The sequence below is a fragment of the Streptomyces sp. NPDC048291 genome (assembly GCF_043201715.1).
Classification (GTDB): domain Bacteria; phylum Actinomycetota; class Actinomycetes; order Streptomycetales; family Streptomycetaceae; genus Streptomyces.
The window spans coordinates 399,852-425,378 of the sequence record NZ_JBICZC010000011.1 but is presented as its reverse complement, the minus strand read 5'-3'; the positions used below and the strand labels follow the sequence as shown (position 1 = coordinate 425,378).

24 protein-coding genes are annotated in these 25,527 nt (G+C 73.0%); 13 read left to right on the top strand and 11 right to left on the bottom strand.

Annotated features, from left to right (window positions below; genetic code table 11):
* Window positions 1–15: 15 nt before the first annotated feature.
* Window positions 16–1,530, top strand: coding sequence for a M1 family metallopeptidase (locus tag ACGF5O_RS30350; RefSeq protein ID WP_393813054.1), 1,515 nt, complete (start codon window positions 16–18; stop codon window positions 1,528–1,530).
* Window positions 1,531–1,745: 215 nt separating this feature from the next.
* A complete protein-coding gene (locus ACGF5O_RS30345; protein ID WP_393813053.1) occupies window positions 1,746–3,782 on the top strand; it encodes an N-acetylmuramoyl-L-alanine amidase in 2,037 nt (678 codons plus the stop codon).
* A gap of 24 nt (window positions 3,783–3,806) precedes the next feature.
* Here ACGF5O_RS30345 and ACGF5O_RS30340 read toward each other — a convergent pair whose 3' ends face one another.
* Complete coding sequence (locus ACGF5O_RS30340) at window positions 3,807–4,610, bottom strand: L,D-transpeptidase family protein (protein ID WP_393813128.1); 804 nt, start codon at window positions 4,608–4,610, stop codon at window positions 3,807–3,809.
* A gap of 229 nt (window positions 4,611–4,839) precedes the next feature.
* Here ACGF5O_RS30340 and ACGF5O_RS30335 point away from each other — a divergent pair, with 229 nt between their 5' ends.
* From ACGF5O_RS30335 to ACGF5O_RS30320, 4 genes are all read left to right on the top strand, one after another.
* On the top strand, window positions 4,840–6,729 hold the full coding sequence (locus tag ACGF5O_RS30335) for an ABC transporter ATP-binding protein (RefSeq protein WP_393813052.1): 1,890 nt from the start codon (window positions 4,840–4,842) through the stop codon (window positions 6,727–6,729).
* Window positions 6,726–8,507 (top strand): ABC transporter ATP-binding protein, encoded by a 1,782-nt coding sequence (locus tag ACGF5O_RS30330; protein WP_393813051.1) that lies wholly within the window; start codon window positions 6,726–6,728, stop codon window positions 8,505–8,507. The genes ACGF5O_RS30335 and ACGF5O_RS30330 overlap by 4 nt, the downstream gene beginning before the upstream one ends.
* A 246-nt stretch (window positions 8,508–8,753) precedes the next feature.
* Complete coding sequence (locus ACGF5O_RS30325) at window positions 8,754–9,224, top strand: DUF5709 domain-containing protein (RefSeq protein WP_393813050.1); 471 nt, start codon at window positions 8,754–8,756, stop codon at window positions 9,222–9,224.
* Window positions 9,225–9,269: 45 nt separating this feature from the next.
* The gene (locus tag ACGF5O_RS30320; protein ID WP_362578968.1) at window positions 9,270–9,530 is read left to right on the top strand and encodes a type B 50S ribosomal protein L31; all 261 of its coding nucleotides are present in this window, start codon (window positions 9,270–9,272) and stop codon (window positions 9,528–9,530) included.
* A 41-nt stretch (window positions 9,531–9,571) separates the two neighbouring features.
* On the opposite strand, the gene ACGF5O_RS30315 is transcribed toward ACGF5O_RS30320, so the two are convergent.
* The gene (locus ACGF5O_RS30315) at window positions 9,572–10,366 is read right to left on the bottom strand and encodes a metal-dependent hydrolase (RefSeq protein ID WP_393813049.1); all 795 of its coding nucleotides are present in this window, start codon (window positions 10,364–10,366) and stop codon (window positions 9,572–9,574) included.
* 145 nt (window positions 10,367–10,511) lie between these two features.
* On the opposite strand from ACGF5O_RS30315, the gene ACGF5O_RS30310 reads away from it, so the two are divergent.
* Both ACGF5O_RS30310 and ACGF5O_RS30305 read left to right on the top strand, forming a co-directional pair.
* Window positions 10,512–13,025 carry a DEAD/DEAH box helicase gene (locus tag ACGF5O_RS30310; RefSeq protein WP_393813048.1) on the top strand — a complete coding sequence of 838 codons (2,514 nt, stop codon included), beginning with the start codon at window positions 10,512–10,514 and terminating at the stop codon, window positions 13,023–13,025.
* Window positions 13,026–13,092: 67 nt separating this feature from the next.
* A complete protein-coding gene (locus ACGF5O_RS30305) occupies window positions 13,093–13,959 on the top strand; it encodes an acyl-CoA thioesterase (RefSeq protein ID WP_393813047.1) in 867 nt (288 codons plus the stop codon).
* Between the two features lie 10 nt (window positions 13,960–13,969).
* Here ACGF5O_RS30305 and ACGF5O_RS30300 read toward each other — a convergent pair whose 3' ends face one another.
* The gene (locus tag ACGF5O_RS30300) at window positions 13,970–14,842 is read right to left on the bottom strand and encodes a DUF6397 family protein (protein ID WP_393813046.1); all 873 of its coding nucleotides are present in this window, start codon (window positions 14,840–14,842) and stop codon (window positions 13,970–13,972) included.
* Window positions 14,843–14,967: 125 nt separating this feature from the next.
* On the bottom strand, window positions 14,968–15,381 hold the full coding sequence (locus ACGF5O_RS30295) for a roadblock/LC7 domain-containing protein (protein WP_393813045.1): 414 nt from the start codon (window positions 15,379–15,381) through the stop codon (window positions 14,968–14,970).
* A 95-nt stretch (window positions 15,382–15,476) separates the two neighbouring features.
* Here ACGF5O_RS30295 and ACGF5O_RS30290 point away from each other — a divergent pair, with 95 nt between their 5' ends.
* Window positions 15,477–15,905 (top strand): PPOX class F420-dependent oxidoreductase, encoded by a 429-nt coding sequence (locus tag ACGF5O_RS30290; protein ID WP_393813044.1) that lies wholly within the window; start codon window positions 15,477–15,479, stop codon window positions 15,903–15,905.
* A 3-nt stretch (window positions 15,906–15,908) separates the two neighbouring features.
* Here the strand turns inward: ACGF5O_RS30290 and ACGF5O_RS30285 are convergent, their stop codons facing one another.
* From ACGF5O_RS30285 to ACGF5O_RS30265, 5 genes are all read right to left on the bottom strand, one after another.
* Window positions 15,909–16,514 carry an ATP/GTP-binding protein gene (locus tag ACGF5O_RS30285; protein ID WP_393813043.1) on the bottom strand — a complete coding sequence of 202 codons (606 nt, stop codon included), beginning with the start codon at window positions 16,512–16,514 and terminating at the stop codon, window positions 15,909–15,911.
* Window positions 16,515–16,591: 77 nt separating this feature from the next.
* Window positions 16,592–17,005 carry a DUF742 domain-containing protein gene (locus ACGF5O_RS30280; protein ID WP_393813042.1) on the bottom strand — a complete coding sequence of 138 codons (414 nt, stop codon included), beginning with the start codon at window positions 17,003–17,005 and terminating at the stop codon, window positions 16,592–16,594.
* A gap of 18 nt (window positions 17,006–17,023) precedes the next feature.
* On the bottom strand, window positions 17,024–17,461 hold the full coding sequence (locus tag ACGF5O_RS30275; RefSeq protein WP_362578995.1) for a roadblock/LC7 domain-containing protein: 438 nt from the start codon (window positions 17,459–17,461) through the stop codon (window positions 17,024–17,026).
* Window positions 17,458–19,962 carry a nitrate- and nitrite sensing domain-containing protein gene (locus ACGF5O_RS30270; RefSeq protein WP_393813041.1) on the bottom strand — a complete coding sequence of 835 codons (2,505 nt, stop codon included), beginning with the start codon at window positions 19,960–19,962 and terminating at the stop codon, window positions 17,458–17,460. Before ACGF5O_RS30270 ends, ACGF5O_RS30275 begins: the two co-directional genes overlap by 4 nt.
* 36 nt (window positions 19,963–19,998) lie before the next feature.
* Complete coding sequence (locus tag ACGF5O_RS30265) at window positions 19,999–20,772, bottom strand: MHYT domain-containing protein (protein WP_393813040.1); 774 nt, start codon at window positions 20,770–20,772, stop codon at window positions 19,999–20,001.
* Window positions 20,773–20,914: 142 nt separating this feature from the next.
* Here ACGF5O_RS30265 and ACGF5O_RS30260 point away from each other — a divergent pair, with 142 nt between their 5' ends.
* From ACGF5O_RS30260 to ACGF5O_RS30250, 3 genes are all read left to right on the top strand, one after another.
* The gene (locus tag ACGF5O_RS30260) at window positions 20,915–21,523 is read left to right on the top strand and encodes a class I SAM-dependent methyltransferase (RefSeq protein WP_393813039.1); all 609 of its coding nucleotides are present in this window, start codon (window positions 20,915–20,917) and stop codon (window positions 21,521–21,523) included.
* 190 nt (window positions 21,524–21,713) lie between these two features.
* Entirely contained in the window at window positions 21,714–21,962 is a 249-nt protein-coding gene (locus tag ACGF5O_RS30255; protein ID WP_393813127.1) for a hypothetical protein, read from the top strand.
* Between the two features lie 160 nt (window positions 21,963–22,122).
* Window positions 22,123–22,980 carry a hypothetical protein gene (locus ACGF5O_RS30250; RefSeq protein WP_393813038.1) on the top strand — a complete coding sequence of 286 codons (858 nt, stop codon included), beginning with the start codon at window positions 22,123–22,125 and terminating at the stop codon, window positions 22,978–22,980.
* 64 nt (window positions 22,981–23,044) lie between these two features.
* Here the strand turns inward: ACGF5O_RS30250 and ACGF5O_RS30245 are convergent, their stop codons facing one another.
* Window positions 23,045–23,227: a hypothetical protein gene (locus ACGF5O_RS30245; protein ID WP_181809683.1), complete on the bottom strand. Its 183-nt coding sequence runs from the start codon at window positions 23,225–23,227 to the stop codon at window positions 23,045–23,047.
* A gap of 344 nt (window positions 23,228–23,571) precedes the next feature.
* Here ACGF5O_RS30245 and ACGF5O_RS30240 point away from each other — a divergent pair, with 344 nt between their 5' ends.
* Window positions 23,572–24,849: an alpha/beta hydrolase family protein gene (locus ACGF5O_RS30240; protein ID WP_393813037.1), complete on the top strand. Its 1,278-nt coding sequence runs from the start codon at window positions 23,572–23,574 to the stop codon at window positions 24,847–24,849.
* Here ACGF5O_RS30240 and ACGF5O_RS30235 read toward each other — a convergent pair whose 3' ends face one another.
* Window positions 24,850–25,122, bottom strand: a complete 273-nt coding sequence (locus tag ACGF5O_RS30235) for a hypothetical protein (protein WP_393813036.1) — start codon at window positions 25,120–25,122, stop codon at window positions 24,850–24,852. It lies immediately after the preceding gene.
* Window positions 25,123–25,527: the final 405 nt, after the last annotated feature.

Here is a 25,527-nt window from a genome sequence, read left to right as displayed (position 1 = left end):
TGTCACAGTGCTGCCATGGAGATCAAGACCGCTCGCGCCCTGCGCGCCGCCCTCGCGTTCACGGGAGCCGTCGCGCTCACCGGCACCGGCTGTTCGGGCGGTGACCCGCACCATGGCCACGGCTCCGCCGCCCCCGGCGCCTCGGCCGCCTCGTCCGGTGCCGCCCCGTCGCCCGGCGCGCCCGGGATCGGCGACCCGCTCATGCCGCTGGACGGCAACGGCGGCTACACGGTCCGCCGTTACACGCTCGACCTCGACTGGCGGGCCCCCCGGACGCCCTTCCCGGCCGGTACCACCATCAGCGCCACCGCCACCCAGGCCCTGTCCCGCTTCGACCTGGACTTCGCGGGCAACACGCTGCACCGGGTCACCGTCGACGGCGCGCCGGCCCGCACCGTACGCGACGGCGACGAACTCGTCGTCACCCCCGCGCGGCCGATCCCGCGCGGCAGGACGTTCACCGTCCGGGTCTCCTACACGGCCGACCCGACCCAGCGACGGCAGCGGAGCGACGCGATCCGGGAGTACGGCTGGGTGCCCACCCCCGACGGCACCCTGGTCTGCGCACAGCCCGACGGCGCCAAGATGATCTTCCCGTCCGACGACCACCCCAGCCTCCGGGCTCCCCTCACCTTCCACATCACCACCCCGTCCGACGTGAGCGCGGTGGCCAACGGCCGGCTCGTCGAACGCGTCCGGCAGCCCGGTGGGCGGGTGCAGTGGACGTACGACTCCGAGGACCCCGTCGCGGCCCAGCTGGTCCAGCTGGCGATCGGGAAGTTCACGTTCGTCGCCGGCCGGGGGCCGGGCGGCCTGGCCGTGCGGGACGTGGTGCCGGACGACCTGGTCACGGACACCGAGGCCGAACGCTCGCTCACCCCGGGGCACCTCGCCTGGCTGGAACAGCGGCTCGGCCCGTACCCGTTCCGCCGCTACGGCGTGCTGGTCGGGGACACCGAGCTGCCGGTGGCGCTGGAGACGCAGTCGCTGTCCCTCGTACCCAAGGACGACCTGCTGGGCGACCGGGTCGACGCCGAACGCAATCTCGTCCACGAGCTGACACACCATTGGACCGGCGACAGCGTCGCCGTCCGGCGCTGGTCCGACCTGTGGCTGAGCGAGGGTCACGCCCGTTTCTACGAACGGCTGTACTCCGCCGAGCACGGCGGCGTGAGCATGGAGGACGCCATGCGGGCGGCGTACGAGCAGCACGACCAGTGGCGCCACGACGACGGGGCGCCCGCCGAGCCCACCGGGCCGACGCTCTTCAAGCTGATGCGCTACGACGGCTCGGCGCTGGTGCTGTATGCCCTGCGGGAGAAGGTCGGTGACGAGACGTTCGACCGGATCGAGCGGGCCTGGGTGACCGAGTACCGGGGCCGCGCGGCCGGCACCCGGGACTTCCTCGCGCTCGCCTCCAGGGTCGCCGGCCAGGATCTGACGCCGTTTCTGACGCCTTGGCTGTACGGGCCCGACACGCCGCCGATGCCGGGTCATCCCGACTGGCGGACGGACCCGGTCGAGGACTGAGTCCGCACGGTGCGCGGCCGTCGTCGGACGCCGGGCCGTTGCCCGCCGACCGGGTGGCCTCTGCCGGAGCGCTGGGCCACCCGGTCGACGCTCGGCGCGCCGTGTCGCGCCGGGCACGGAAACGTACGAGGGGTGACGTGAAGGGCAACCCCCTTGCCCTGGTTGCGACGAGCGTGCTCGGAGACCCTCAGCAAGCGGTTTGGAGACCCTCTGGTATGAGAAGAACTGTCGCTCCACGTGTGCCCAGTGCCCTCCGGACGTGCCGCCTGACGGCCTGCCTGATCGCGACGGCCGCGCTGCTGCCACCGCTGCTGATCCTCCCGCTGTCCGGCACCGACGACTCGGAGGACCAGCGTCTGCAGAACGCCTTCACCGACGCCGCGCGCGAGTTCCACGTGCCGCGCAGCGTGCTCATGGGCGTGTCCTACATGCAGTCGCGCTGGGACACCCACCCGGGCGCCCCGAGCGTCGCGGGGGGCTACGGCCCGATGCACCTGGTGGACACCACCCGTGACCACCCCTCGGTCCAGTCACCCGCACCGGGCGCACCGGCCCCGGACGGCGGCCGGTCCGACCCGCTCACCGGAACGGCGTTCGCGACCGGCGGTCACGCCGTGCGGCCCGCGGACCTGCAACGCGCCGCACGGCTGATCAAGGCCCCCGCCAAACAGCTGCGGACGGACGCCGTCGCCAACGTACGCGGCGGCGCGGCGCTGCTGGCCGCCGCCCAGCGGCATCTCGGCAAGCCGCTCAGCGCCGACCCGGACGACTGGTGGCAGGCGGTGGAACGTTTCCCCGGCACCCGTGACATCACGTCGGCGACGACGTACGCCAACGACGTCTTCGGCCTGATCCGCCGGGGCGCCCACCGGACCACCGCCGAAGGACAGGAGGTCACCCTTCCCGCCACCCCCGGTGTCAGCGCGCACCACGGACCGCAGGCCCCCAAGCGGCCGAAGGAGGTCGAGTGCCCGCCCGACCTGGCCTGCGACTGGCTTGCCGCGCCCTACGAGGAGATCGACGACGACGGCGACTACGGCAACCACGACCTCGCCGACCGGCCCCGGGACCAGCAGATCGAGTACATCGTCATCCACGACACCGAGTCGACGCTGCCGAACATGTTCAAGACCGTGCAGGACCCGACCGAGGCGTCCTGGCACTACTCGATCCGCTCCAGCGACGGCCACATCACCCAGCACGTCAGGACCAAGGACGAGGCCTGGCACTCCGGCAGCAAGTTCGTGAACGCCCGCTCGATCGGCATCGAGCACGAGGGTTTCCTCGCCCACCCCGGCACCTGGTACACGGAGCAGATGTACCGCTCCTCGGCCCGCCTGGTGCGCTACCTGGCGAAGAAGTACGACGTCCCGATGGACCGGCAGCACATCTTCGGCCATGACAACGTTCCGTCCCCTACCGGCGACAGCATCCCCGAGATGCACGAGGACCCGGGGCCGTTCTGGGACTGGCGGCACTACTTCGACCTGCTCGGCGCACCGCTGAAGGCCACGGCAGGACCGGACAGCCCCATGGTGATGATCCTGCCGGACTACGCCACCCACAAACCGCGGTACACGGGGTGCGACGGCGACGGCAAACCGTGCCTGCCGCACGGCTCCAGCGCCGTCCGCCTGTACACCCGCCCGGACGAGAACTCTCCGCTCATCCAGGACCCGGGCCGCAGGCCGGACGGCGACCCGTCCACGGAGGACGTGAGCGACCTGGGTTCCCGGGCCTCCACCGGCCAGACCTTCGCCGTGGCCGACCGCAGGGGCGAGTGGACGGCGATCTGGTACCAGGGCAACAAGGCGTGGTTCAAGAACCCCGCGGTGCATCCGACGGCCGTCGGTGCCAGCGGCCGCATGGTGACGCCGAGGGAGGGGCTGGACGAGATCCCGGTGTTCGGGCGGGCTCTGCCGGAGGAGGAGGCCTACCCGGAGGGGATGGAAGAGGAGGACGAGACACCGCTGCCGTACACCCTGCGGGCGGGCCAGCGGTATGTGACACAGTCCGACCTCGGCGGCTCCTACGTCGACCGGTCCACCTTCGCCGCCACGCCTCAGCCCGTGGTGGTGGGTCAGGAGAGGTACTACGAGATCCAGTTCGGCCACCGGCTCGCCTACGTGCGGGTGGACGACGTGGACGTGGTGGACACGAACCCCACCAGCACCACCGGCACAACGGGCACGACGGGCACGACAGGCACGACGGGCTCGGCCGGGAGCGAGGCCGTCCCTGACGCACAGTGACAACGGCACCGGGGCCCTGGGGCACTAGGAGAGCAGGCTCGGCCGGTCCCCCATCACCACGACGGGATCGCGGGCCGGGTCGAGGGTGCGCAGCAGGTACGCCATGGCCTCCTTGGACAGGCCGATGCACGCCGAGGTGCCGCTGCCGTGGTCGAGGTGCAGCCAGATGCCGCCGCCCCGGCCGTTGCCCCAGGGGTGGGTGGTGTCGTGCGGCGGTGTGCCCCGCAGGCGGTTGTAGTCGATGGCGATGACGTAGTCGAAGTCGTGCCGGTACGCCGGCCTCCAGTAGTGCGGGGGTGTGTAGAGGTCCCGGCCCTGGGCGTAGGAGAGCCGGGTGCCCGGGTCGGGAAGGACTCCGCCGGCGTCGGTGACGGTGAACACGCCGACCGGGCTGCGCCCGTCACCCGCATGGTGGTCGACGGTCCACCCGGACCGCCCGTTGTGGGCGGGCCAACCGGCCACCGGGCGCCAGCCGCGGTCCTCCCGGCTGTACAGCACGACCGTGGAGTCGGCCGAGTCCGCGCCCTCGCCGTACACGGCGACGACCTGGCGGGAGTCCGCGGGGATCTCCGCCCGCAACAGCGCGCCGACGCCCGGCAGCCGGTCCGCGTCCCCGACGGGTCCGGCCGGGTCCTGCTGCTGCCAGCCCGGACCCGCCGCGGCGCCGCTCGCGGCCGACGGGCTTCCCGGGCCTGGCGGGCTTCCCGAGGCCGACCGGCTGCTCGGGGCTGCGGGGTGCGGGCCCGGCAGGCCGTTCTTCCCGCCACCGCCCGGTGACGCCCCGCAGGCGTTCAGGGCCACCAGGACGGCCCCGATGACCGCCGCCATGGCGGTCGTCCGCCGGACGCTCTTGATCTGCACCCGGCCATCCTGGCATCACATACCGGGCAATCAACTGAATTGCATGGCATTCAGCGCGTTTGGGGCGGCGGGCCCTGGCCTGAAGGGAGCGGATTTCGACGGCCGGCCGGAAAAACCGTTTGATTTCGACGACGCTCCGACGCGAACCTTTCACGGCTTGTCGCCACCTCACCCCGACCCGAGCCGCTGGGACGTCATGCAGATTCAAGATCTTCCGTATTCCGATCCGGGCGTGCCCGACGCGCGTTCGGGTCCCCGGTTCCTGTGGTGGCTGGGGCGGAACCAGCTGGGCGGTCAGCTCAAGGCACTGGCCTGGGGGCTGCTGCACTTCGTGTCCGTCTCCGCGCTCCCGTTCTGCGTGGGCCTCGCCGTCCAGGCCGTCGTCGACCGCTCCGGCACCCGGCTGGCCCTGACGGGTGGTCTGCTGGTGCTGTGCGGCACCGCGATCGCCGTCGGCGACACCTTCCTGCACCGGGCCGCCGTCACCAACTGGATCACCGCTGCCGCCCGGGTCCAGCAACTGCTCGCCCGCAAGGCCGCCCAGCTGGGCTCCGCGCTGACCCGGCGGGTGGCGGCCGGCGAGGTGGTGGCCGTCTCCACCGGCGACGTCGAGAAGATCGGCTGGTTCGTGGAGGCGGTCTCCCGGTTCACGGCCGCCGCGCTGACGGTCGTCGTGGTCGGCGTCTCCCTGGTCCTCTACCAGCCGGCCCTCGGCTGGGTCGTGGCCGCCGGGCTGCCCCTGGTCGCGCTGTCCGTGCTGCCGCTGCTGCCCCGGGCCACCCGGCGCGCCGACTTCCAGCGCACCAAGGCCGGCCGGGCCACCGAGCTGGCCTCGGACACCGTCGCGGGACTGCGCGTGCTGCGCGGCATCGGCGGCGAGGACCTCTTCCTCGACCGCTACCGCCGCGCCTCCCAGGAGGTACGGCACGCCGCCGTGCGCAGCGCCCGGATGTGGTCGCTGATCTCCGCGATCCAGGTGCTGCTGCCCGGACTGCTGCTGATCGCGGTCGTCTGGCACGGCGTGCACCTGGCCCGGCAGGGCCGCGTCACCGTCGGCGAACTGGTCACCGTCTACAGCGCGGTCATGATCCTCAACTACCCCTTGCAGCACTTCACCGAGATCGCCATGGCCTACTCCTTCTCCCGCCCGTCGGCGAAACGGGCGGCCCGGGTGCTCTCCCTGGAACGGGCCACGGACACCGGCGGCTCGCGGGCGGACACGGTGCCGGACGGCGACCTGTACGACCCGGCCACCGGTCTGCTCGCGCCCGCGGGCCGGCTGACCGCCGTGGTCTGCGGCGACCCCGACGCGGCCGGGCGCCTCGCCGAACGGCTGGGCGGCCACCCCGCCGAGGCCGGCACCTCGGTGCTGCTCGACGGCGTACCGCTCGACGAGCTGCCCCTGGAGGCCGCCCGCACCGCGGTGCTCGTCCAGGACAAGGACCCGGTGCTGCTCTCCGGTTCGCTGCGGGAACTGCTCGACGTACCGGCCTCCGGGTCCGTACGGGCCGAGGACGCGCTGGCCGCCGCCCAGTGCACCGACGTCCTGGACGCCCTGGTCCAGGGCTCGCTGGACGTCATCGACCCGCTCGACGCCCGGATCACCGAGCGGGGCAGGTCCCTCTCGGGCGGCCAGCGCCAGCGGCTCGCCCTGGCCCGGTCGCTGATCACCGACCCCGGGGTGCTCGTCCTCGACGAACCCACCTCCGCCGTCGACTCGCACACCGAGGCCCGGATCGCCGAGGGAATCCGCTCACTGCGGTCCGGCCGCACGACCGTCGTCCTCACCTCCTCTCCGCTGCTCCTCGACCGGGCCGACCGGGTGGTCCTGGTCCACGAGGGCGAGGTGGCCGCGGTCGGCGTGCACCGCGAACTGGTGCGCACCGAGCGCCGGTACCGGTCGGTGGTGACACGTGAGACGGACGACGAGGCCGCGCTGCGGGGCACGGTGCCCGAAGAGAGCGAAGCCGCGCTGCGGGGCACGGTGCCCGAAGAGAGCGAAGCCGCGCTGCGAGGCAGGCCGGACGACACCGAACGCGCGCTGCGAGCCCGCAGGGCGCTGGAAGAGATCGAGGAGAGCGCATGATCGGCGTCGCGCCACCGGCATACGACCCGGCAGCCCCGACCACGGCCACCACCCTCCCGGTCGGCGCCACCGCGACCGTCCGCGCCTATGTGGCCGAACTGTTCCACCGGCACCGCCGGGCCTTCATCCTCCTCATCGCCGTCAACACCGTGGCCGTGGTCGCCTCCATGACCGGCCCCTACCTGCTGGGCGGGCTCGTCGAGCGGGTCTCCGACGGCGCCCGCGAGCTCCATCTGGGCCTGACCATCGGCCTGTTCCTGCTCGCGCTCGCCGTCCAGGCCGTCTTCGTACGGGAGGTGCGGCTGCGGGGTGCCGTGCTCGGCGAGCGGATGCTGGCCGATCTGCGCGAGGACTTCCTGGTCCGGTCGGTCGGGCTGCCGCCGGGCGTCCTGGAGCGGGCGGGCACGGGCGACCTGCTGTCCCGGATCACCACGGACATCGACCGGCTCGCCAACGCCATGCGGGAGGCCGTGCCGCAGCTGTCGATCGGCGTCGTCTGGGTCGTGCTGCTGATCGGCGGGCTCGCGGTCACGGCTCCCCCGCTGGCCGCCACCGTGCTGCTCGCCGTGCCGCTCCTGGTGGTCGTGTGCCGCTGGTACTTCCGGCGGGCGCCCTCGGGCTACCGCTCCGAGGCCGCCGGGTACGCGTCCGTGGCCGCCGCCCTCGCGGAGTCCGTGGACGCCGGGCACACCATCGAGGCGCACCGGCTCGCCGCCCGCCGCATCGCCCTGTCGGAGCGCCGGGTCAAGGAGTGGACGGCATGGGAGCGGTACACCCTGTGGCTGCGCTCGGTGCTGTTCCCGGCCGTCAACGCCACCCACACCACGGTCCTCGGCTCGGTGCTGATGATCGGCGGCGTCTTCGTCCTGAAGGGCTGGATCGACGTCGGCCAGCTGACCACGGGCGCGCTCATCGCCCAGATGCTCGTCGATCCGGTGAACCTGATCCTGCGCTGGTACGACGAGGTCCAGGTCGCGCAGGTGTCGCTGGCCCGGCTGATCGGCGTCCGGGACATCGAGCCGGACGCCGGGGACGCCGCGCTGGCCCCGGCCGGCCGGGAGGTGCACGCGGACGAGGTCCGCTTCGGCTACCTCCAGGGCGTCGACGTGCTGCGCGAGGTCTCCCTTGAGGTGGCGCCGGGCACCCGGCTGGCCCTGGTCGGCCCCTCCGGCGCGGGCAAGTCCACCCTCGGCCGGCTGCTCGCCGGGATCTACGCACCCCGGGACGGCCGGATCACCCTGGGCGGCGCGGAACTGTCCCGGATGACCGCCGAACGGGTCCGCTCCCACGTCGCCCTCGTCAACCAGGAGCACCACGTCTTCGTGGGCTCCCTGCGCGACAACCTGCTGCTCGCCCGGACCGGCGCGGAGGACGCCGAGCTGTGGGCGGCGCTCGGGGCGGTCGACGCGGACGGCTGGGCGCGGGCCCTGGAGGAGGGCCTGGACACCGAGGTCGGCTCCGGCGGAGTCGCCCTGACCCCGGCGCAGGCGCAGCAGATCGCGCTGGCCCGGCTGGTGCTGGCCGACCCGCACACGCTGGTCCTGGACGAGGCGACCTCGCTCCTGGACCCGCGCGCGGCCCGCCATCTGGAGCGCTCCCTCGCCCGGGTCCTGGACGGCCGCACGGTGGTCGCCATCGCGCACCGGCTGCACACCGCCCATGACGCGGACGTCATCGCCGTGGTCGAGAACGGCCGGATCAGCGAGCTCGGCAGCCACGACACGCTGGTGGCGGCCGACGGCGCCTACGCGGCGCTCTGGCGGTCGTGGCACGGGTGACGGGCCGAGGCCGCCGGGGCACAGGCTCCGGTGGCCGGGGCGCGGTCCGGGGCGGCCGGGGCGCGAGGTGCGGTGCGCCGCAGGTCGCGCCCCGTGCCGTTGCGCGGGTGCGAGCAGGGGTGGAAGGCTGGAGAGCGGCACCGGTTCGGGGACCGGCCGGGAACCGTACGGTTCGCGCCGCGCGCCCGTGCCGAGCGTGCCGGCGGCCCGCCCCGCGGACCGCGTCCTCACTCCCTGGAGGTAGCCGTGACCACCGCCGACGGATGGGGGGACGACGTCTACCAGCCCGACGGATCCGAGATCCGCGAGGACACGGGCCTGCTCGACGTGGAGGACACGCTGGAGTCCGACGGCGTCAGCGATCCCCTGGACCGCGGCTGGTCCCCGCCCGAGCGGCCGTGGGCGGTGGAGCACACCGGGGTGACCGCGGCGGAGCGGCACCGGGGCGAGACCCTGGACCAGCGGCTCGCCGAGGAGCTGCCCGACCCGGCCGTCTCCGACGGCGACGGCATCGGCGACTGCCAGGGCAGCGACGGCGAACTCCTGGACAACGAGGTCGGCGACCTGCGCTCCGGCCGGCTCGTGGCCCCGAACGAGGGGGCGCACGAGGACGACGAGAACGGCCTCGTCGCGACCGACATCGGCATCGACGGCGCCGGGGCCTCCGCGGAGGAGGCCGCGATGCACATCGTCGACGAGGACACCGCCTACGGCTGAACCGGTCCGTCCCTGCCCCACCGCCCCGTCCTTCGAGGAGCCGCCATGCAGCAGGACAAGCACCCCGACTACCACCCCGTGGTCTTCCGCGACCGTGCCGCCGGATACGCCTTCCTGACCCGGTCCACGGCGACCAGCGACCAGACCATCGAGTGGGACGACGGCGAGACCTACCCGGTGGTCGACGTGGAGATCTCGTCCGAGAGCCACCCCTTCTACACCGGGAAGGCCCGCACGGTGGACACCGAGGGCCGCGTCGCCGCGTTCGAGCGCCGCTACGGAGGCGGGTCGGGGACGGCGGGCTGACCCTCGGGGCACACCGGACCCGTGGCCGGCCGGGCCGCGGGTCAGATCACGTTGAGAGCCGCCGCGCAGCCTATGCCGCCGAGCACCATGAACACCGGCATGAGCACCTTGAGCTCGACCCAGCTGCCCGCGCGGAACCGCATCACCTTCGGCGGGCCCAGCGGGTACCAGCGCCTGCGGCCGATCGGGATGGGCCACAGGACCGGGCAGCCGGAGACGGTCAGCGCGTCCCCGAGGTCGTGCACCAGCGCCCCCAGCACCACCGGCAGCCCCAGCCACAGGTACTCCTGGCCGGGCTGGGTGAACAGCCAGTCCGAGCCGTTGCCCGGCTTGTCCAGGGTGCCGGCCAGGATCCAGGCGCTGGTCGCCGCCAGCAGCCACACCAGGATGTCGCTGCTGGAGCCGCGCGCCGCCCGCCACAGCAGGCCCTCGATCGCCAGCACCATGTGCGCGAAGAGGATCGCCAGCACCGCCCAACGGCCGCCGAGGATCGCCGCGGCCGAGCAGCCGCCGCCGATCAGCGCCGCCCACACCCAGGTGTGCGTCAGCGTCCGGTGCCCGCCGTTGCGGCGCGGGTCGCCCGCCATCCTGGTCGCCTTGTAGACGGCGTAGGACAGCTTGTCGACGATCTCGCAGACCCAGCGCGACAGGGGTCCGAAGGCCCGCGAGATGGTCGCCGCCTTGTGGTCGAGGTCCGGGGCGAGTGCGGCGCCCGCGCAGATCAGCGCTCCGACCAGGAGCACCGGCCAGGGCATCGTATGCCCGGTCGCTGCCGCCGCGGCTCCTACGCCGAGCCAGGCGGCGGCCCCCGACAGTGAGTGTGCTGGTCCCATCATGGCCGTTGCCCGCCCCATTCCTCGTATGCCGCTGTCCAGTTGACCGGGTGCGATGACGCTCCGTCGGCGACACAGCGTAGCGGCCATGATCTTCGTGCTCGAAGCCGATTCCCCCCTGGGCGGGTGGGCCAGGCAAGATGGGGGCGTGACACTCATCGATCAGCTGCCGCCGACCGCCGACCCCGACGCCCTGTACGAAGCCTTCGAGGCATGGGCTCAGGAGCGCGGTCTCACGCTCTACCCCCACCAGGAGGAGGCGCTGATCGAGGCGGTCTCCGGGGCGAACGTGATCGTGTCGACGCCGACCGGCTCCGGCAAGAGCATGATCGCCGCGGGCGCGCACTTCGCCGCGCTGGCCCGGGACGAGGTCACCTTCTACACGGCCCCGATCAAGGCGCTGGTGTCGGAGAAGTTCTTCGAGCTGTGCAAGCTCTTCGGCACCGAGAACGTCGGCATGCTCACCGGCGACGCCTCCGTGAACTCCGACGCGCCCGTCATCTGCTGCACCGCCGAGGTCCTCGCCTCCATCGCGCTGCGCGACGGCAAACAGGCGGACGTCGGCCAGGTCGTCATGGACGAGTTCCACTTCTACGCCGAGGGCGACCGCGGCTGGGCCTGGCAGATCCCGCTCCTGGAACTGCCCCAGGCGCAGTTCATCCTCATGTCGGCCACCCTCGGCGACGTCTCCTTCTTCGAGAAGGACCTGACCCGCCGCACCGGCCGCCCCACCGCGGTGGTCCGCTCGGCGACCCGCCCGGTGCCGCTCTCCTACGAGTACCAGTACACCCCGATGACCGAGACGCTCACCGAGCTGCTGTCGAGCAGGCAGGCGCCGGTGTACATCGTGCACTTCACGCAGGCGCAGGCGGTGGAGCGGGCGCAGGCCCTGATGAGCATCAACATGTGCTCGAAGGAGGAGAAGGAGCAGATCGCCGAGCTGATCGGCAACTTCCGCTTCACCACCAAGTTCGGCCAGAACCTCTCCCGGTACGTGCGGCACGGCATCGGCGTGCACCACGCCGGCATGCTCCCCAAGTACCGGCGCCTGGTGGAGAAGCTCGCCCAGGCCGGTCTGCTGAAGGTCATCTGCGGCACCGACACCCTGGGCGTGGGCGTCAACGTGCCCATCCGCACGGTGCTGTTCACCGCCCTCACCAAGTACGACGGCAACCGGGTGCGCACCCTGCGCGCCCGTGAGTTCCACCAGATCGCCGGCCGCGCGGGGCGCGCGGGGTTCGACACGGCCGGTCTGGTGGTCGCCCAGGCTCCCGAGCACGTCATCGAGAACGAGAAGGCGCTGGCGAAGGCGGGCGACGACCCGAAGAAGCGGCGCAAGGTGGTGCGCAAGAAGGCGCCGGAGGGCTTTGTCGGCTGGACCGAGACCACCTTCGAGAAGCTGATCGCGTCCGAGCCGGAGCCGCTGACCTCGCGGTTCCGGGTGACGCACACGATGCTGCTGTCGGTGATCGCCCGCCCGGGCAACGCCTTCGACGCGATGCGCCACCTTCTGGAGGACAACCACGAGCCGCGCAAGCAGCAGCTGCGGCACATCCGCCGGGCGATCGCGATCTACCGCTCGCTGCTCGACGGCGGCATCGTCGAGAAGCTCGACGAGCCCGACGCCACCGGCCGCATCGTCCGGCTGACGGTCGACCTCCAGCAGGACTTCGCGCTCAACCAGCCGCTGTCGACCTTCGCCCTGGCCGCGTTCGAACTCCTCGACCCCGAATCGCCGTCCTACGCCCTCGACATGGTGTCCGTCGTCGAGTCCACCCTGGACGACCCGCGCCAGATCCTGGCCGCCCAGATGAACAAGGCGAAGGGCGAGGCCGTCGCCGCGATGAAGGCGGACGGCGTCGAGTACGAGGAGCGCATGGAGCGCCTCCAGGACGTCACCTACCCGAAGCCGCTGGAGGAACTGCTCTTCCACGCGTACAACACGTACCGCAAGAGCCATCCCTGGGTCGGCGACCACCCGCTGTCGCCGAAGTCGGTCATCCGGGACATGTACGAACGGGCGCTGACCTTCACCGAGTTGGTGTCGCTCTACGAGCTGGCCCGCACCGAGGGCATCGTGCTGCGCTACCTCGCGAGCGCCTACAAGGCCCTCGACCACAACATCCCGGACGACCTGAAGTCCGAGGACCTGCAGGACCTGATCGAGTGGCTGGGCGAGATGGTCCGCCAGGTCGACTCCAGCCTGCTGGACGAGTGGGAGCAGCTCGCCAACCCGGAGGAGATGACCGCCGAGGAGGCCCAGGAGAAGGCCGACGAGGTCAAGCCGGTCACCGCCAACGCGCGTGCCTTCCGGGTCCTGGTGCGCAACGCGATGTTCCGCCGGGTGGAGCTCGCCGCCCTCGACAGGGTCGACGAACTGGGCGAGATGGACGCGGACTCCGGCTGGGACGCCGACGCCTGGGGCGAGGCCATGGACAAGTACTGGGACGAGTACGAGGACCTGGGCACCGGCCCCGACGCCCGCGGTCCCAAGCTGCTCGTGATCCAGGAGGAGCCGCAGAACGCGCTGTGGCGGGTCCGGCAGATCTTCGACGACCCGAACGACGACCACGACTGGGGCATCAGCGCGGAGATCGACCTGACGGCCTCCGACGCCGAGGGCCGCGCGGTGGTCCGTGTCACCGAAGTCGGCCAGCTCTGAGCACGAGCCCCGGAACAGCTTCGCCCACAGGTCCGCGCACAGGGCCCAGCACAGGAGAATCCAACCGATGACCAACCCGGCCGAGAGACTGGTCGACCTGCTCGACCTGGAGCAGATCGAGGTCAACATCTTTCGTGGCCGCAGCCCCCAGGAGTCCCTCCAGCGGGTCTTCGGCGGCCAGGTGGCCGGACAGGCGCTGGTCGCCGCCAGCCGCACCGTGGAGGGCGACCGCCCGGTGCACTCGCTGCACGCGTACTTCCTGCGGCCCGGCCGGCCGGGCGTGCCGATCGTGTACCAGGTCGAACGGGTCCGGGACGGGCGGTCGTTCACGACGCGCCGGGTCACCGCCGTGCAGCAGGGCCGCACGATCTTCAATCTGACCGCCTCCTTCCACAAGCCCGAGGTGGGTGCTTTCGAGCACCAGCTGCCGCAGTTCCGCGAGGTGCCGCACCCGGAGTCGCTGCCGACGCTCGCGGAGGAGATCCGCAAGCATCTGGGTGAACTGCCCGAGCGGCTGGAACGGATGGCGCGCCGTCAGCCCTTCGACATCCGCTATGTCGACCGGCTGCGCTGGCATCCCGAGGAGATAGCCGGCTCCGAGCCGCGCAGCGCCGTGTGGATGCGCGCGGTCGGCCCGCTGGGCGACGATCCGCTGGTGCACACCTGCGCGCTGACCTACGCCAGCGACATGACGCTCCTGGACGCGGTCCGCGTCCCTGTCGAACCGCTGTGGGGACCGCGGAACTTCGACATCGCCTCGCTGGACCACGCCATGTGGTTCCACCGGCCGTTCCGCGCGGACGAGTGGTTCCTGTACGAGCAGGAGTCCCCCATCGCCACGGGCGGCCTCGGCCTGGCCCGCGGGCGGGTCTACGACCTCGAAGGGCGGCTGCTGGTGTCGGTCGTCCAGGAGGGACTGTTCCGCTCGCTCTAGTGGGCCACCGTCAGTGGCCGGCCCACGCCCGGGGCCTGCGGAGCAGCCAGCCGCGCAGGCTCCGGGCGTGGGCCGGCCGGTCGGGCGCGGGGTGCCGGGTCGGTGCGGCCGGGCGGGGCGCGGGCCGGTGTGTGCGGGCCTGCGCCGCCTCCCGTGCCAGGTCGTGCCTGAACCAGTCGATCTCGTCCGGGTCGGCGGCCGTCATGAGGTCCTCGGCGAGCTGCGCGGCCGGCGAGCCCGGTGCGCCGTGGGCGGGCGGGGCCGGCCGCAAGGCCGTCACGTGGGCGCGCTCGTGCGGGTCGGGGAGGACGTCGTCGATCTCACCGGGATCCAGGAAGCCGGCCACCACCCCGGCCCGCTGCCACGGTCCGTCCGCCTGCCTCAGCAGGAAACCGCAGTGCCGTCCGCGCCAGTTCCGGGCCCGCTGGTCCGCGCCGGCCCGCAGCCGGTCGGTCAGCTCCGCGGGCGTACGGCCGGTGAGCAGCCGCGTGTTGTCCTCGTCGGCCGCGAACCGCCGGAGTTCCTCCGCCAGGTAGAGCCAGACCACGGCCCGGTAGCGGTTGGGGTACCACTTGACCGGAGTCACCAGACCGAGTTTGGCGAAGCGGGTGAACCTGCCCGGCGGGATCCCCATCAGGGCCGCGCCCTCCGTCGTCCCGACGGCCTGCACGCTCTCGCTGAGGGACGCGGACCGGCTCCGGAGCCGGTCGATCTCGGTCCGTGGCACACGGCGGCCTCCGCCGCCGCCCTCGTCGGGCACGGTGCGGATCCGTCCGAGGTGTACCGCGAGGTCGAACTCGCCCCGCTTGAGGCCCAGTTCGCGGGCGGCGCGGCTCGGCGCGCAGGTGAGCGGGCGGTTCTGGGCAAGGGTGGTGCCGGACATGGCCGTTCTCCCCCGTGGAGCGGGTGGCTCGCGCCGGGTGCGCTCGCCGTGGAAAAACCGTAGCCGGTTCGGCGGGACTCGTGGCGGGCCTGTGGATAACTCCACGGCGGGGGTGAATTCGCAGGTCAGAGGTCTGCCGCGGAGGTTCGCTCCGGTTGCCGGGCGTCCACCGCGAGGTGCTCGCCGACTCTGTTGACGAGCAGGGTCATCTCGTAGGCGATCTGGCCGATGTCGGCCTCCGCGCCGCTGAACACGCACAGGCAGCTGCCGCTCCCGGCCGCGGTGACGAACAGGACCGCCTCGTCGTACTCGATCATCGTCTGTCGGACCTGGCCCGCCCCGAAGTGCCGTCCGGAGCCCTTGGCGAGGCTGTGCAGCCCGGAGGCGACGGCGGCCAGATGCTCCGCGTCCTCCCGGCGAAGGCCGGTGCTCGCTCCGGTGACCAGCCCGTCGTTCGACAGGACCAGCGCGTGCCGTACGTGCTCCACGCGCTCGGTCAGGTCGTCGAGCAGCCAGCCGAGTCCCTGGTTCTGCGCCATGTCGTCGCGTCTCCCCGTGCGCCCTCTCCCCCTGGCTGGAGGATCTCCCCGCAAGCCTTCCCCACCACCGGCGTCCGGGCAAGGAGGATGGGGACATGGCAGAGAAGATGACCGACGACGAATGGCGGGCGTTCGTCTCGCACGGCACCCGTACCGGCAAACTGTCCACCGTCAACGCAGACGGCAGCCCGCATGTGGCGCCCATCTGGTTCCTGCTGGACGGGGACGAGCTGGTCTTCAACACCGGGAAAGACACCGTGAAAGGGCGCAATCTCGCCCGTGACGGGCGTGTCGCCCTCTGCGTGGACGACGACCGGCCCCCTTTCCACTTCGTGGTGCTGAACGGGCACGCCCGGCTCTCGGAGGGCCTGGACGAACTGCGCGACTGGGCCACCCGGATCGCGGCTCGTTACATGGGTGCGGAGCGCGCGGCCGAGTTCGGCGCCCGCAACGGCGTCCCCGGCGAGCTGCTGGTCCGGGTCGCCGTGGAGAAGGTGGTGGCGCTCAAGGACCTCACGGGCTGAGGCTCAGCCCACCGAGTCGAGGAGCCGGGCGGTGTGCATCCGCCCGGCGTACTCGACGAGCCGGATCAGCACCTCCTTGCCGGAGTCCCGGTCCCGGGCGTCGCACAGGACCACGGGCGTGCCCTGGTCCAGGTCGAGGGCGCGGGAGACGTCGTGGGCACCGTAGGACCGGGCCCCGGTGAAGCAGTTGACGGCGACGACGAACGGGATGTGCCGGTGCTCGAAGTAGTCGACCGCCGGGAAGCAGTCCTCCAGGCGGCGGGTGTCGGCGAGGACGACGGCGCCGAGTGCTCCCTGCGAGAGTTCGTCCCAGAGGAACCAGAAGCGGTCCTGGCCCGGGGTGCCGAAGAGGTACAGGGAGAGGCCGGAGCGGATGGTGATCCGTCCGAAGTCCATGGCGACCGTGGTGGTGACCTTCTGGTCCACGCCGTCCGTGTCGTCGACCAGCTGGCCCGCTTCGCTGAGCATCTCCTCGGTGCGCAACGGCCGGATCTCGCTGACGGCGCCGACCAGGGTGGTCTTCCCGACGCCGAAGCCGCCGGCGACCAATATCTTGAGCGCCATGGCCGAGGTGTCGTCGGCGGTGGACTCGGGGTGCTCGGAGACCATGATCACTTCTCTCGGAAGGGCTTGCTTGAGGGCGTCTGTTCTGGCCGGCTCGGGCCCGGTCGGTTCCGGATGCTCATCTACAGTGCCCGCAATCCCTCGATGACCTCACGCAGAATCCGTTCGTCGGGCAGCTGGGCCGGTGGCACCGGGCGGCTCACGGTGACCCGGCCCAGTTCCAGCAGGTCGCCCAGGAGCACCCGGACCACGCCGACGGGGAGGTCGGCGCCGGCGGCGAGCTCGGCGACGGACTGCGTCTCCGGCCGGCACAGGTCGACCAGCGCGCGGTGTTCGGGGCCGAGGGGAGTGTCGTCGTCCGTGCCGGGGCCGCCCGGGACGAGCGTGACCAGGGCGATCAGGTCGAACTTCACCCCGGTGGGGCCGGGTTCGGTGCGGCCCCCGGTCATGGCGTAGGGGCGGACCAGGGGCCCGGCCTCGCTGTCGTACCACTGGCTGCCCGGCTCGTGCGGGATGCCGGTCATGTACTCGGTCATCGGTGGCGGTCTTCCGGCTCAGCCGGCGGCGGGCGGCCGGGCGGCGACGCGCGGTGCGGTGTAGAGGTGCTCGCCGACGCGCTTGACGAGGCGGGCCATCTCGTAGGCGACCAGCCCGATGTCGGCGGTCACGTCGGTGAGCAGGGCGAGGCAGGAGCCGTCGCCCGCGGCGGCCACGAAGAGGAAGGCGTCGTCCATCTCGACCATGGTCTGGCGCACCCCGCCGGCCCCGAAGTGCCGTCCGGCGCCTTTGGCGAGGCTGTTGAAACCGGAGGCCACGGCGGCGAGGTGCTCGGCGTCCTCGCGTTTGAGTCCGGTCGAGGCGCCGACGGCGAGGCCGTCGTTGGAGAGCACGACGGCGTGTCGTACCTCGGTGACGCGCAGCACCAGGTCGTCCAGCAGCCAGTCGAGTTCGCCGGAGCGCCGGTCCGTCCTCGGGCTCGGGTCCTGGATCATGTGCGGTCTCCTTCGGTGCTGTCGGTGCCCTCGCGGGGTTCCGGGGCGGCTCCGCGGCCGGGTTGTCTGCCGCCGCCGCGCGTCCAGCCGGCGCGGTAGGCGGTCATGCGGTCGCGGACGAGTTCGGGGGTGCGCTCGTCCCCGCCGCGGGCGGGCGCGGGCTCCTCGGCGCGGGGATCGCGCAGTTGGGGGGCGAGGCTGGCCTGCCGTATGCGGCGCGGCAGGTCGTCCTCGGAGGGCGCGGAGTCCTGCGGTGGGCGGTGCGGCCTCAAGGTGGTGACTCCGGGGGGCGGTGGTTCGGGCGCGGGGCGCGGTGCGGTGCGGGTGGCGGCGAGGGCGGGCCGGCCGGCGGGAGCCGGTTCCGGGAGGGCGGCGCCGGGCACGCGCGCGTAGGCGCGCGCGGGTGCCTGCCCGGTGTCGGCCGTCGGGCGGACGGGACGTTCCGCCGGGTGGCCGTGCAGCAGGGCCTTCGGCAGCAGGACCACCGCGGTGGTGCCGCCGTACGGGGAGGTGCGCAGATGCACCTTGATGCCGTGGCGGGCCGCGAGCCTGCTGACCACGAAGAGGCCGAGCCGGTCGCTGTCGAAGAGGTCGAGGGCCTCGGACTGCTCGATGCGCCGGTTGGCCTCGGCGAGGGTCTCCTGGCCCATGCCGAGCCCGCGGTCCTCGACCTCCAGGGCGTAGCCGTTGCCGACGGGTTCTCCGGTGACGCGCACACGCGTGTGCGGCGGCGAGAACTGGGCGGCGTTCTCCACGACCTCGGCGAGCAGGTGCGTGAGGTCGGCGACCGCGGCGCCGACGACGGCCGCCTCGGGGAGCTGCCGTACCTCCACGCGCGCGTAGTCCTCGACCTCGGACACGGCGGCCCGCACCACGTTGGTCAGGGGCACGGGCATCCGCCAGGCCCGGCCCGGGGCGGCGCCGGAGAGGATGATCAGGCTCTCCGCGTGGCGGCGCATCCGGGTGGTGAGGTGGTCGAGGCGGAAGAGGTCGCTCAGTTCGCTGGGGTCGTCGGAGCGGCGTTCCATGCTGTCCAGCAGGCTCAGCTGGCGGTGGACCAGGATCTGGCTGCGGCGGGCGAGGTTGACGAAGACTCCCGAGATGCCGCTGGCGAGTTCGGCGCGTTCCACGGCGGCGCGCAGGGCGGCACGGTGCACGGTGCCGAGGGCCTCGGCGACCTGTCCGGTCTCGTCCTCCGCGGGCGGCCCCGGGGGCGCCTCGGCGCGGACGTCGATCTCCTCGCCGGCCCGCAGCCTGCGCATCGCCTCGGGGAGTTTGCGGCGGGCGATCTCCAGGGCGCTGTTGCGCAGGCTCACCAGCTCGACGACGAGGCCGCGCCCGATGCGCACGGAGATGACGAGCGAGGCGATCACGGCGAGCAGACCGAACAGGACGGCGGCGCCGGCCGGGCTGAGCAGGCCGCGCGCGAAGGGGTCGGCCCGGCCGGCCACCGCGCGTGCCGTACCGGCCTGGATGCCGCGCATGCCGTCCTGCACGCGCGTGTGCGCGGTGTTCCAGGCTGCTTCCGGGGCAGCGCCGACCGCCTTGGCTCCGGGCCGGCTCGCGAGGATCCGGTCCTCGGCTGCGCCCAGCGCGGTGTAGTCGTCGCCGTCGGCGAGCCGGTGCCAGGCGGTGCGCTGGGCACCGGGCAGATCGGCGACGGCCGCGTCGGTGAGGACTCGGCGGGTGTCGACGGCTCCGGTGAACAGCCGCAGCCGCTCGCCGTCGAGGCCGCCGGCCAGCCGGGCACCGCCGAGGACCGCGTCCTCCTGGGCCAGCGCCTCGCCCGCCCGGGAGAACTCGAGCAGCACGCGCGCGTCGGAGCCCATGTCGTCGGCCTGGATGCCGGTGAGGGCGCCGTCCACGGCGAAGGCCGAGGCGATGGCCTGGGTGTACTGCCCGTAGGCCGCGTCCCAGCCGGTGCCGCGGTTCTGCACCGCTCGCCGCAGGGTGCGCAGCTGCTCGGCGCCGGTGACGAAGGCCTTCAGGCGCTGGGCGACGCCGGAGGGGAGTTCCTCGCCGTCGGCGACGGTGCTGTCCTTGCCGAGCCGCAGTGCGGCCACCGCCTGGTCGGTGCCGGCGCCCAGCCTCCTGAGGTCGGCGGTCTGTTCGGCGGTGGGGTCGGTCGCGTACCGGACCGCGGCGGCCCGCTCGGCCTGGAGTGCGGCGACGGCGGTGGCGACCGGGGTGCGCAGCGCGGCGTCGACGTGCTGGGACTGGCGCAGCCGGGACACGTCCTGCGCCGTGGTGACCGTGGCGTACGCCCACAGGGCGAGCAGGGACATCACCGGCACCATGAGCAGGCAGACGACCTTGGCCCGCACGGTCCGCGGGCGGAGCCGCCAGCCTCCGGGCCGGACGGCCGGGTTGTCCGCGGCGGTGCCGGCCATGTCGTCGTCCGCCTCGTCGGCGGGCGGTCCGGCGTGCGCGCGACGGCCGCGCACGGGCCGCGGTGACGGTGTGTCCGGGCCTGCTGTCGGGGTCCTACGGGGTGTACGCATGGCCTCCTCGCTCGGGAAAGGTGGGTCGGCACCGGGTCAGCGCGCGGCGCCGGCGACGGGCCGCTGGGCCGAGGCGGACGCCTCGCGCTCCCCGGCCGTGGGCGAGAGCGCGACGAAGGCCGAGGTGAGGAACAGATAGGACCCGAGACCGACGGCGAGGGGGAAGATGAACTGCATCGCCGTGGCCCCGGGCAGGGGGCTGCCGGAGGGCGTGACGTGCACGCTCACCGCGAACATGCCGGTGTAGTGCATGCTGCTGACGGCCGCTCCCATGACCAGGGAGGCGACGGTGACCGCGACGGGCGAACTGATGTTGAGCGCCGCCCACAGGGCCGCGGTCGCGGCGACCACGGCGATGAGGACGGAGAGCCCGACGAGCATCGGGTCGTAGCGCACGGCGCCGTGCAGCCGGACGGCCGCCATGCCGAGGTAGTGCATGCTGGCGACGCCCAGCCCGGTGGTGAGTCCGCCGAGCAGCAGTGCCCGGTTGCGGTCGCGGCTGTAGCCGACGGCGAAGACGCCGGCGCTGACGACGACCACGGCGACGAGCAGGCTGAGGATGGTCAGCGGCACGTCGTAGCGGATGTCGGTGCCGCTGACGCTGAAGCCGAGCATGGCCACGAAGTGCATGGTCCAGATGCCGGTGCCGAGCGCGGAGGCCGCGGTGAGCAGCCAGTTGCGGCGCGCGCGGCCGGTACTGGCGAGCGCGCGGACGGTACAGCGCAGCCCCAGTGCGGCGCCTATGCAGGCCATGACGTACGACAGCACGGGGGTCAGCCAGCCGAAGGTGGCGTGGTGCAGATGTCCCATGGCCCAGGGACGCTAGGGGGGCATGGGCGCACAAAGGGGGCGCATTTCGAAAGGTGTTGCAATATGACTCAGAGATGTGCCGGAACGATCGCGTCCCGCTCGAACGTGCGCACAGGGTCGTCCTCCGTGACGGTGAGGGATCATGCGGACCATGAGCGATGACCACACACACGTCCGGGAGTTCTTCACCGCGCGGGCAGCCGACTGGGACAGCCGGTTCCCCGACGACGGTCCCGCGTACGCGGCCGCCGTCGCCGATCTGGGGCTGCGCCCGGGCGACCGGGTCCTCGACGCGGGGTGCGGCACCGGGCGCGCCCTGCCGCCGCTCCGCCGGGCCGTGGGGCCCACCGGCGTGGTCCTGGGGATGGACCTCACGCCGGCGATGCTGCGGGCCGCCCGGCAGGCCGGCCGGGACCGTGACGGGCGGCTGCTGCTCGCCGACGTCGCCGCGCTGCCGGTGCGGTCGGAGTCCCTCGACGCCGTGTTCGCCGCCGGCCTGATCGCCCATCTGCCCCGTCCGGCGGAGAACCTGCGGGAGTTGGCACGCGTGGTCCGCCCCGGCGGCGCCCTCGCCCTGTTCCACCCCATCGGCCGGTCCGCCCTGGCGGCGCGCCAGGGGCGGCAGATCACGCCGGACGACCTGCGCGCGGAGGGCAACCTCGGCCCGTTGCTGGCCGGTTCGGGCTGGCTCATGACGTCGTACGTGGACGAGGACGCCCGGTTCCTGGCACTGGCGGTCCGCGCACGTTAGCCGGGGCCGGCCGAGGCCCGCGGGCTGCCCCTTCTTCGCCACGCCCTCTTCTGTTGCCGGAGCTTCAACCCTACGTTCGACGGAGGAAGGCAGATGTTCGCGGGCGAAAGCCGACGAAGGGAAGGGGGCCCGCGTGTTCGACCGGATCCGCAGGTACGTAGGCAGAAGGCGTGGCACCGAGGGCGGAGCGGTGCCGGAACGGCGTGCGAGCCGTGAGCGGCGCGCGCACAACTTGTTCGAGGCCGCGGCCGCCTATGTCGCGGCCCGGGCGGAGGACGACCAGGACCTGATCGAGGAGGCGGCGGGCTGGGTGTCGCCGGAGGCGCTGTCGTTCGGGGTGAGCGAGCTCGCCTGCCGGGCCGTCGTCACCCTGGCCCGGGAACGCGACGAGTCGCCGGCGACGGTGGCGCGCGACCTTCTGGGCCTCCCGGTGGCCTGACCCTTCGGTACCGCCGAAGAGGCGGGTCTTCCGTGCCCCCGAGGTCGTTTCGTCCCCTCCCGGTGGAAACCTGCAGCTCGCGTGTGGCGGCCGGTCGTGACAACGGCCTTCCCGTCGCACTAGGGTGCGCGCCGTTGGACGAACCACTGGGGAGGCAGGGATGGCCGGGACCGACGAGGAGGCCGTCGCCGCGGACGAGGCACTGTACGTGCTCACGGCGGTGCTGCTGACGCCGGCGAAGTTTCCGAGCGTGCTGGGCGACGACTACCCGGAGGCGTGCGCGGCGCTGGAGCTGGCACCGCGCGCCGACGGGTACGGCCTGGTGCTCGGCCAGGACGGCGAAGGGGCGCGCTGGACGGTCGTCATCGACGACGTCTCGCTGGTCGCCGTCGCGATCGCGACCTGGGACTGCGGGATGGAGTACGACCTGTCGCCGGACGAGCGCACGGTGGTCGCCGCCCTGCCCGGCTGGCCCCTGGCGGTCGCCGTGGCGGCTCCCAACGTGCCGGCGCCGCACGACCCCGGCCCGGAGGTGGCGGACCAGACCCCGCTGACCCCGCCGGACACCAGCACCTGGGGTCCGGCGCAACGGCGGCTGGGCGCGGACGAGATCGCGCTGCAGTGGGCGATCTGGCGGGAACAGATCGGCGACGACCTCTTCCCGGCACCGGGGACGGCGGCCGAGGCCTCAGAAACCCCCTCGGGGGCCTCGGAGGAGGCTCCGGCGGACGCCGAGGCGGCCCCGAAGGGTCACGGCGGGGTCCGCAGGGTCCTGGCCGAGGCGCGGGCCTACGTGGAGACGCCCCCGCCGCTGGGCCGGGTCCGCTCCTCGTTCGCCCCGGGCGACGCCCGTACGCTGCGTGCCGACGGGCCCGGCTGGTCGCTCGTGGCCCGCACCGACGACATCGCCTTCGTGCTCCTCGACGACAAACCCGGCGAGGTCCTGCCGGTCGGCCGGGGTCCCGAGCTGCCCGGCCTCCTGGAAGCCCTCGACAAGATGGCCGTACGCCCCCTGTGAGCCTCCCGGGACCGCACCCCGCCGCAGGCCTGTCAGGGGCGGGGCGCGGTCCCGGGCAGGTGGCTCAGCGGCCGATCTCCTTGCGCGTGACCCGGCGCAGCCTGCGCCGCTGCGAGGGGTCGAGGGTGAGGTACGCGGCCACCGGGACGCCCACCACGATCAGGAACGTCACCCACCAGGGCAGCCATATCAGCAGGATGAGCCCGACCGCCACACCTCCTGCGGCGATCTTCGCGTTCTTCGACATCGGCGTCGCCTCCTTCGCGGCCCTTGCCGCTCTCTGATCTGAAAACGGGCCCGCGCCTCCCGCGGTTCCGGACCACGACCCTGAGACATCCCTGATGAGCTACCCCTACTGGTCTCCGCCGACCCCCGGGCGCCGACTCGAACAGATTGTGAAGCGGCTCCACTCCCAGCGTAACCACTCCCGGTCGGCTGCCGTGCCTGGCGTCCACGGGGGCGGCGACTCGGCCCTGCGGAAAACCCCACCCGTACAGGCAGGTTGGCCGGATGGCCGGTGGCTGTGGGGGTTCGTACGGTCACCGTATGAAGCGAACGAGTACGAAGCCGACGCGTACGAAGTCGGCGACCATGACGCGAACGAGTGTGCGGCGAATCGGCAGGGCGGTGGCGGTCTCGGTCGTGACGGTGGCACTGACGGCAGGCGGCGCGACGGCCGTGGTCGCGCGGGGATCGAGTCCGCCGGCGGCGGCCGTCGCCCCGGTGGGGGCGCAGGTGCCACGGGGCACGGCGGTGTCCGTCGAGCATCTGCGGACGCTGACCGCCCGCCAGGCCGCGGCCGAGCTGGCGGGCGACGAGGGCGGGGCCTGGGACACCGGCGCCGTGCGGTACGGCCTGGACACCTTCAGGATCGTGTACCGCACGGTGGATCCGCACGGGCGGCCCACCACCGCCAGCGGGCTGCTGGCCCTGCCGCGCAGCGGTGAACGGCGGCTGCGAGCGGTGTCGTTCACGCACGGCACCGAACTGTTCAAGGGTGACGTCGCCTCGGTCTCGACCGAGGTCTGGGACCAGGCACCGGCCCTGGCCTACGCGTCCGCCGGATTCGCGGCAGTGCTCCCCGACTACCTCGGGCTGGGGTTGGGCCCCGGCCCGCATCCCTGGATGGACGTGCCGTCGGAGACGACGGCCGCGCTGGACATGCTGCGGGCGTCCCGCACCGTCGCGGCACAGAAGAGCCGGGAGCTGCACCGGGGAGTGCTGGTCACCGGCTTCTCCCAGGGGGCATCGGCGGCCCTGGGGCTGGCCAGGGCTCTGCAGGAGGGTGCCGACGGCTGGTTCCGGCTCCGCGCGGTGGCACCCGTCAGCGGTGCCTACGCGTTCCGGGACGCGGAGATCCCCGCGCTGCTGGCCGGGCGCACGGACCCGAAGGCGAGCGTGATCTACACGGCGCTGGCCCTGGTCGCGTTCAACCGTCTGCACCACCTGTACGACTCGCCCGCCGAGGTGTTCCGGGCGCCGTACGACCGCACGGTCGAGGAGCTGCTGGACGGCACCCACACCGGTCAGGAGGTCGTGGCCGGCACCCCCGACTCCCTCGGCGCACTGCTCACCGCCCGCGGCCGGGCGATGCTGGCCCACCCCACCGGAGGGCTGGCGGCGGCCCTGCGGGCCACGGACAGCGTGTGCAGCGACTGGGTGCCGCGGGCTCCGGTCAGGCTCTACTACGCCGACGGGGACGAGCAGGCCGTCAACACGAACACGGCCCACTGCCACGCCGCCCTGCGCGCCCACGGCGTCGATGCCCCGCCGGTCGGCCTCGGCACCCCGGACTACGGCGGTTCCCGCCATCTCGGTTCCCAGCAGGCGGGAACCGCCGCCGTGGTGCGGTGGTTCCGGACGCTGTGACTAGCCCAGCAACGAGGGCAGCAGGGAATCCAGACCGCTCGGCAGCTCGCTGGGCAGCTCCGAGGGCCATTGCGAAGGGAGTTCGCTCGGCAGCCCCGACGGCAGGCTGCTGGGCAGCTCGGTCGGGAGGCTGAACGAAGGCCGGGCCGGGCCGGAGGGGCTCGGGCTGCCGGCGCCGGGCTTCTCGTCGGTCGAGCCGTCGCCACCCGACGCCATCAGGACGACGACGGCGACGGCCACCGCTACCGCCAGCAGGGCCAGAACGGCGAACAACGGGCCCCTGCGCCGACGGGGCGGCCCCGGCGGGCGTGGTGGCATCCAGCCCACGGCGGTGGGCGGGTCCTGGTCACCGGGCGGAGCGCCGAATCCTGCCTGCGGGGACGGGGCACCGAAACCTGCCTGCGGGGACGGGGCGAAACCCTCGTACGGGGGCGGATCGTAACCCCCGTACGGAGGCGGGTCGTAGCCGCCCGCGGGCGGCGGAGTGCCATCCGGCGGGCCGGGCGGTCGTGGCGGTACGGGCGGCATGGCCATACCGTCAAGAGTCACCGCGTTCCGGTCATCGCGCGAGACCGGCACGACAGTTGGCACGGACTCATGCCATGGACCGCACGGTTCCGGAGCATTTCCGGTACGAACCGGTCGTATGCCCGCCGGAAACGACACGCGCGCGTGCGG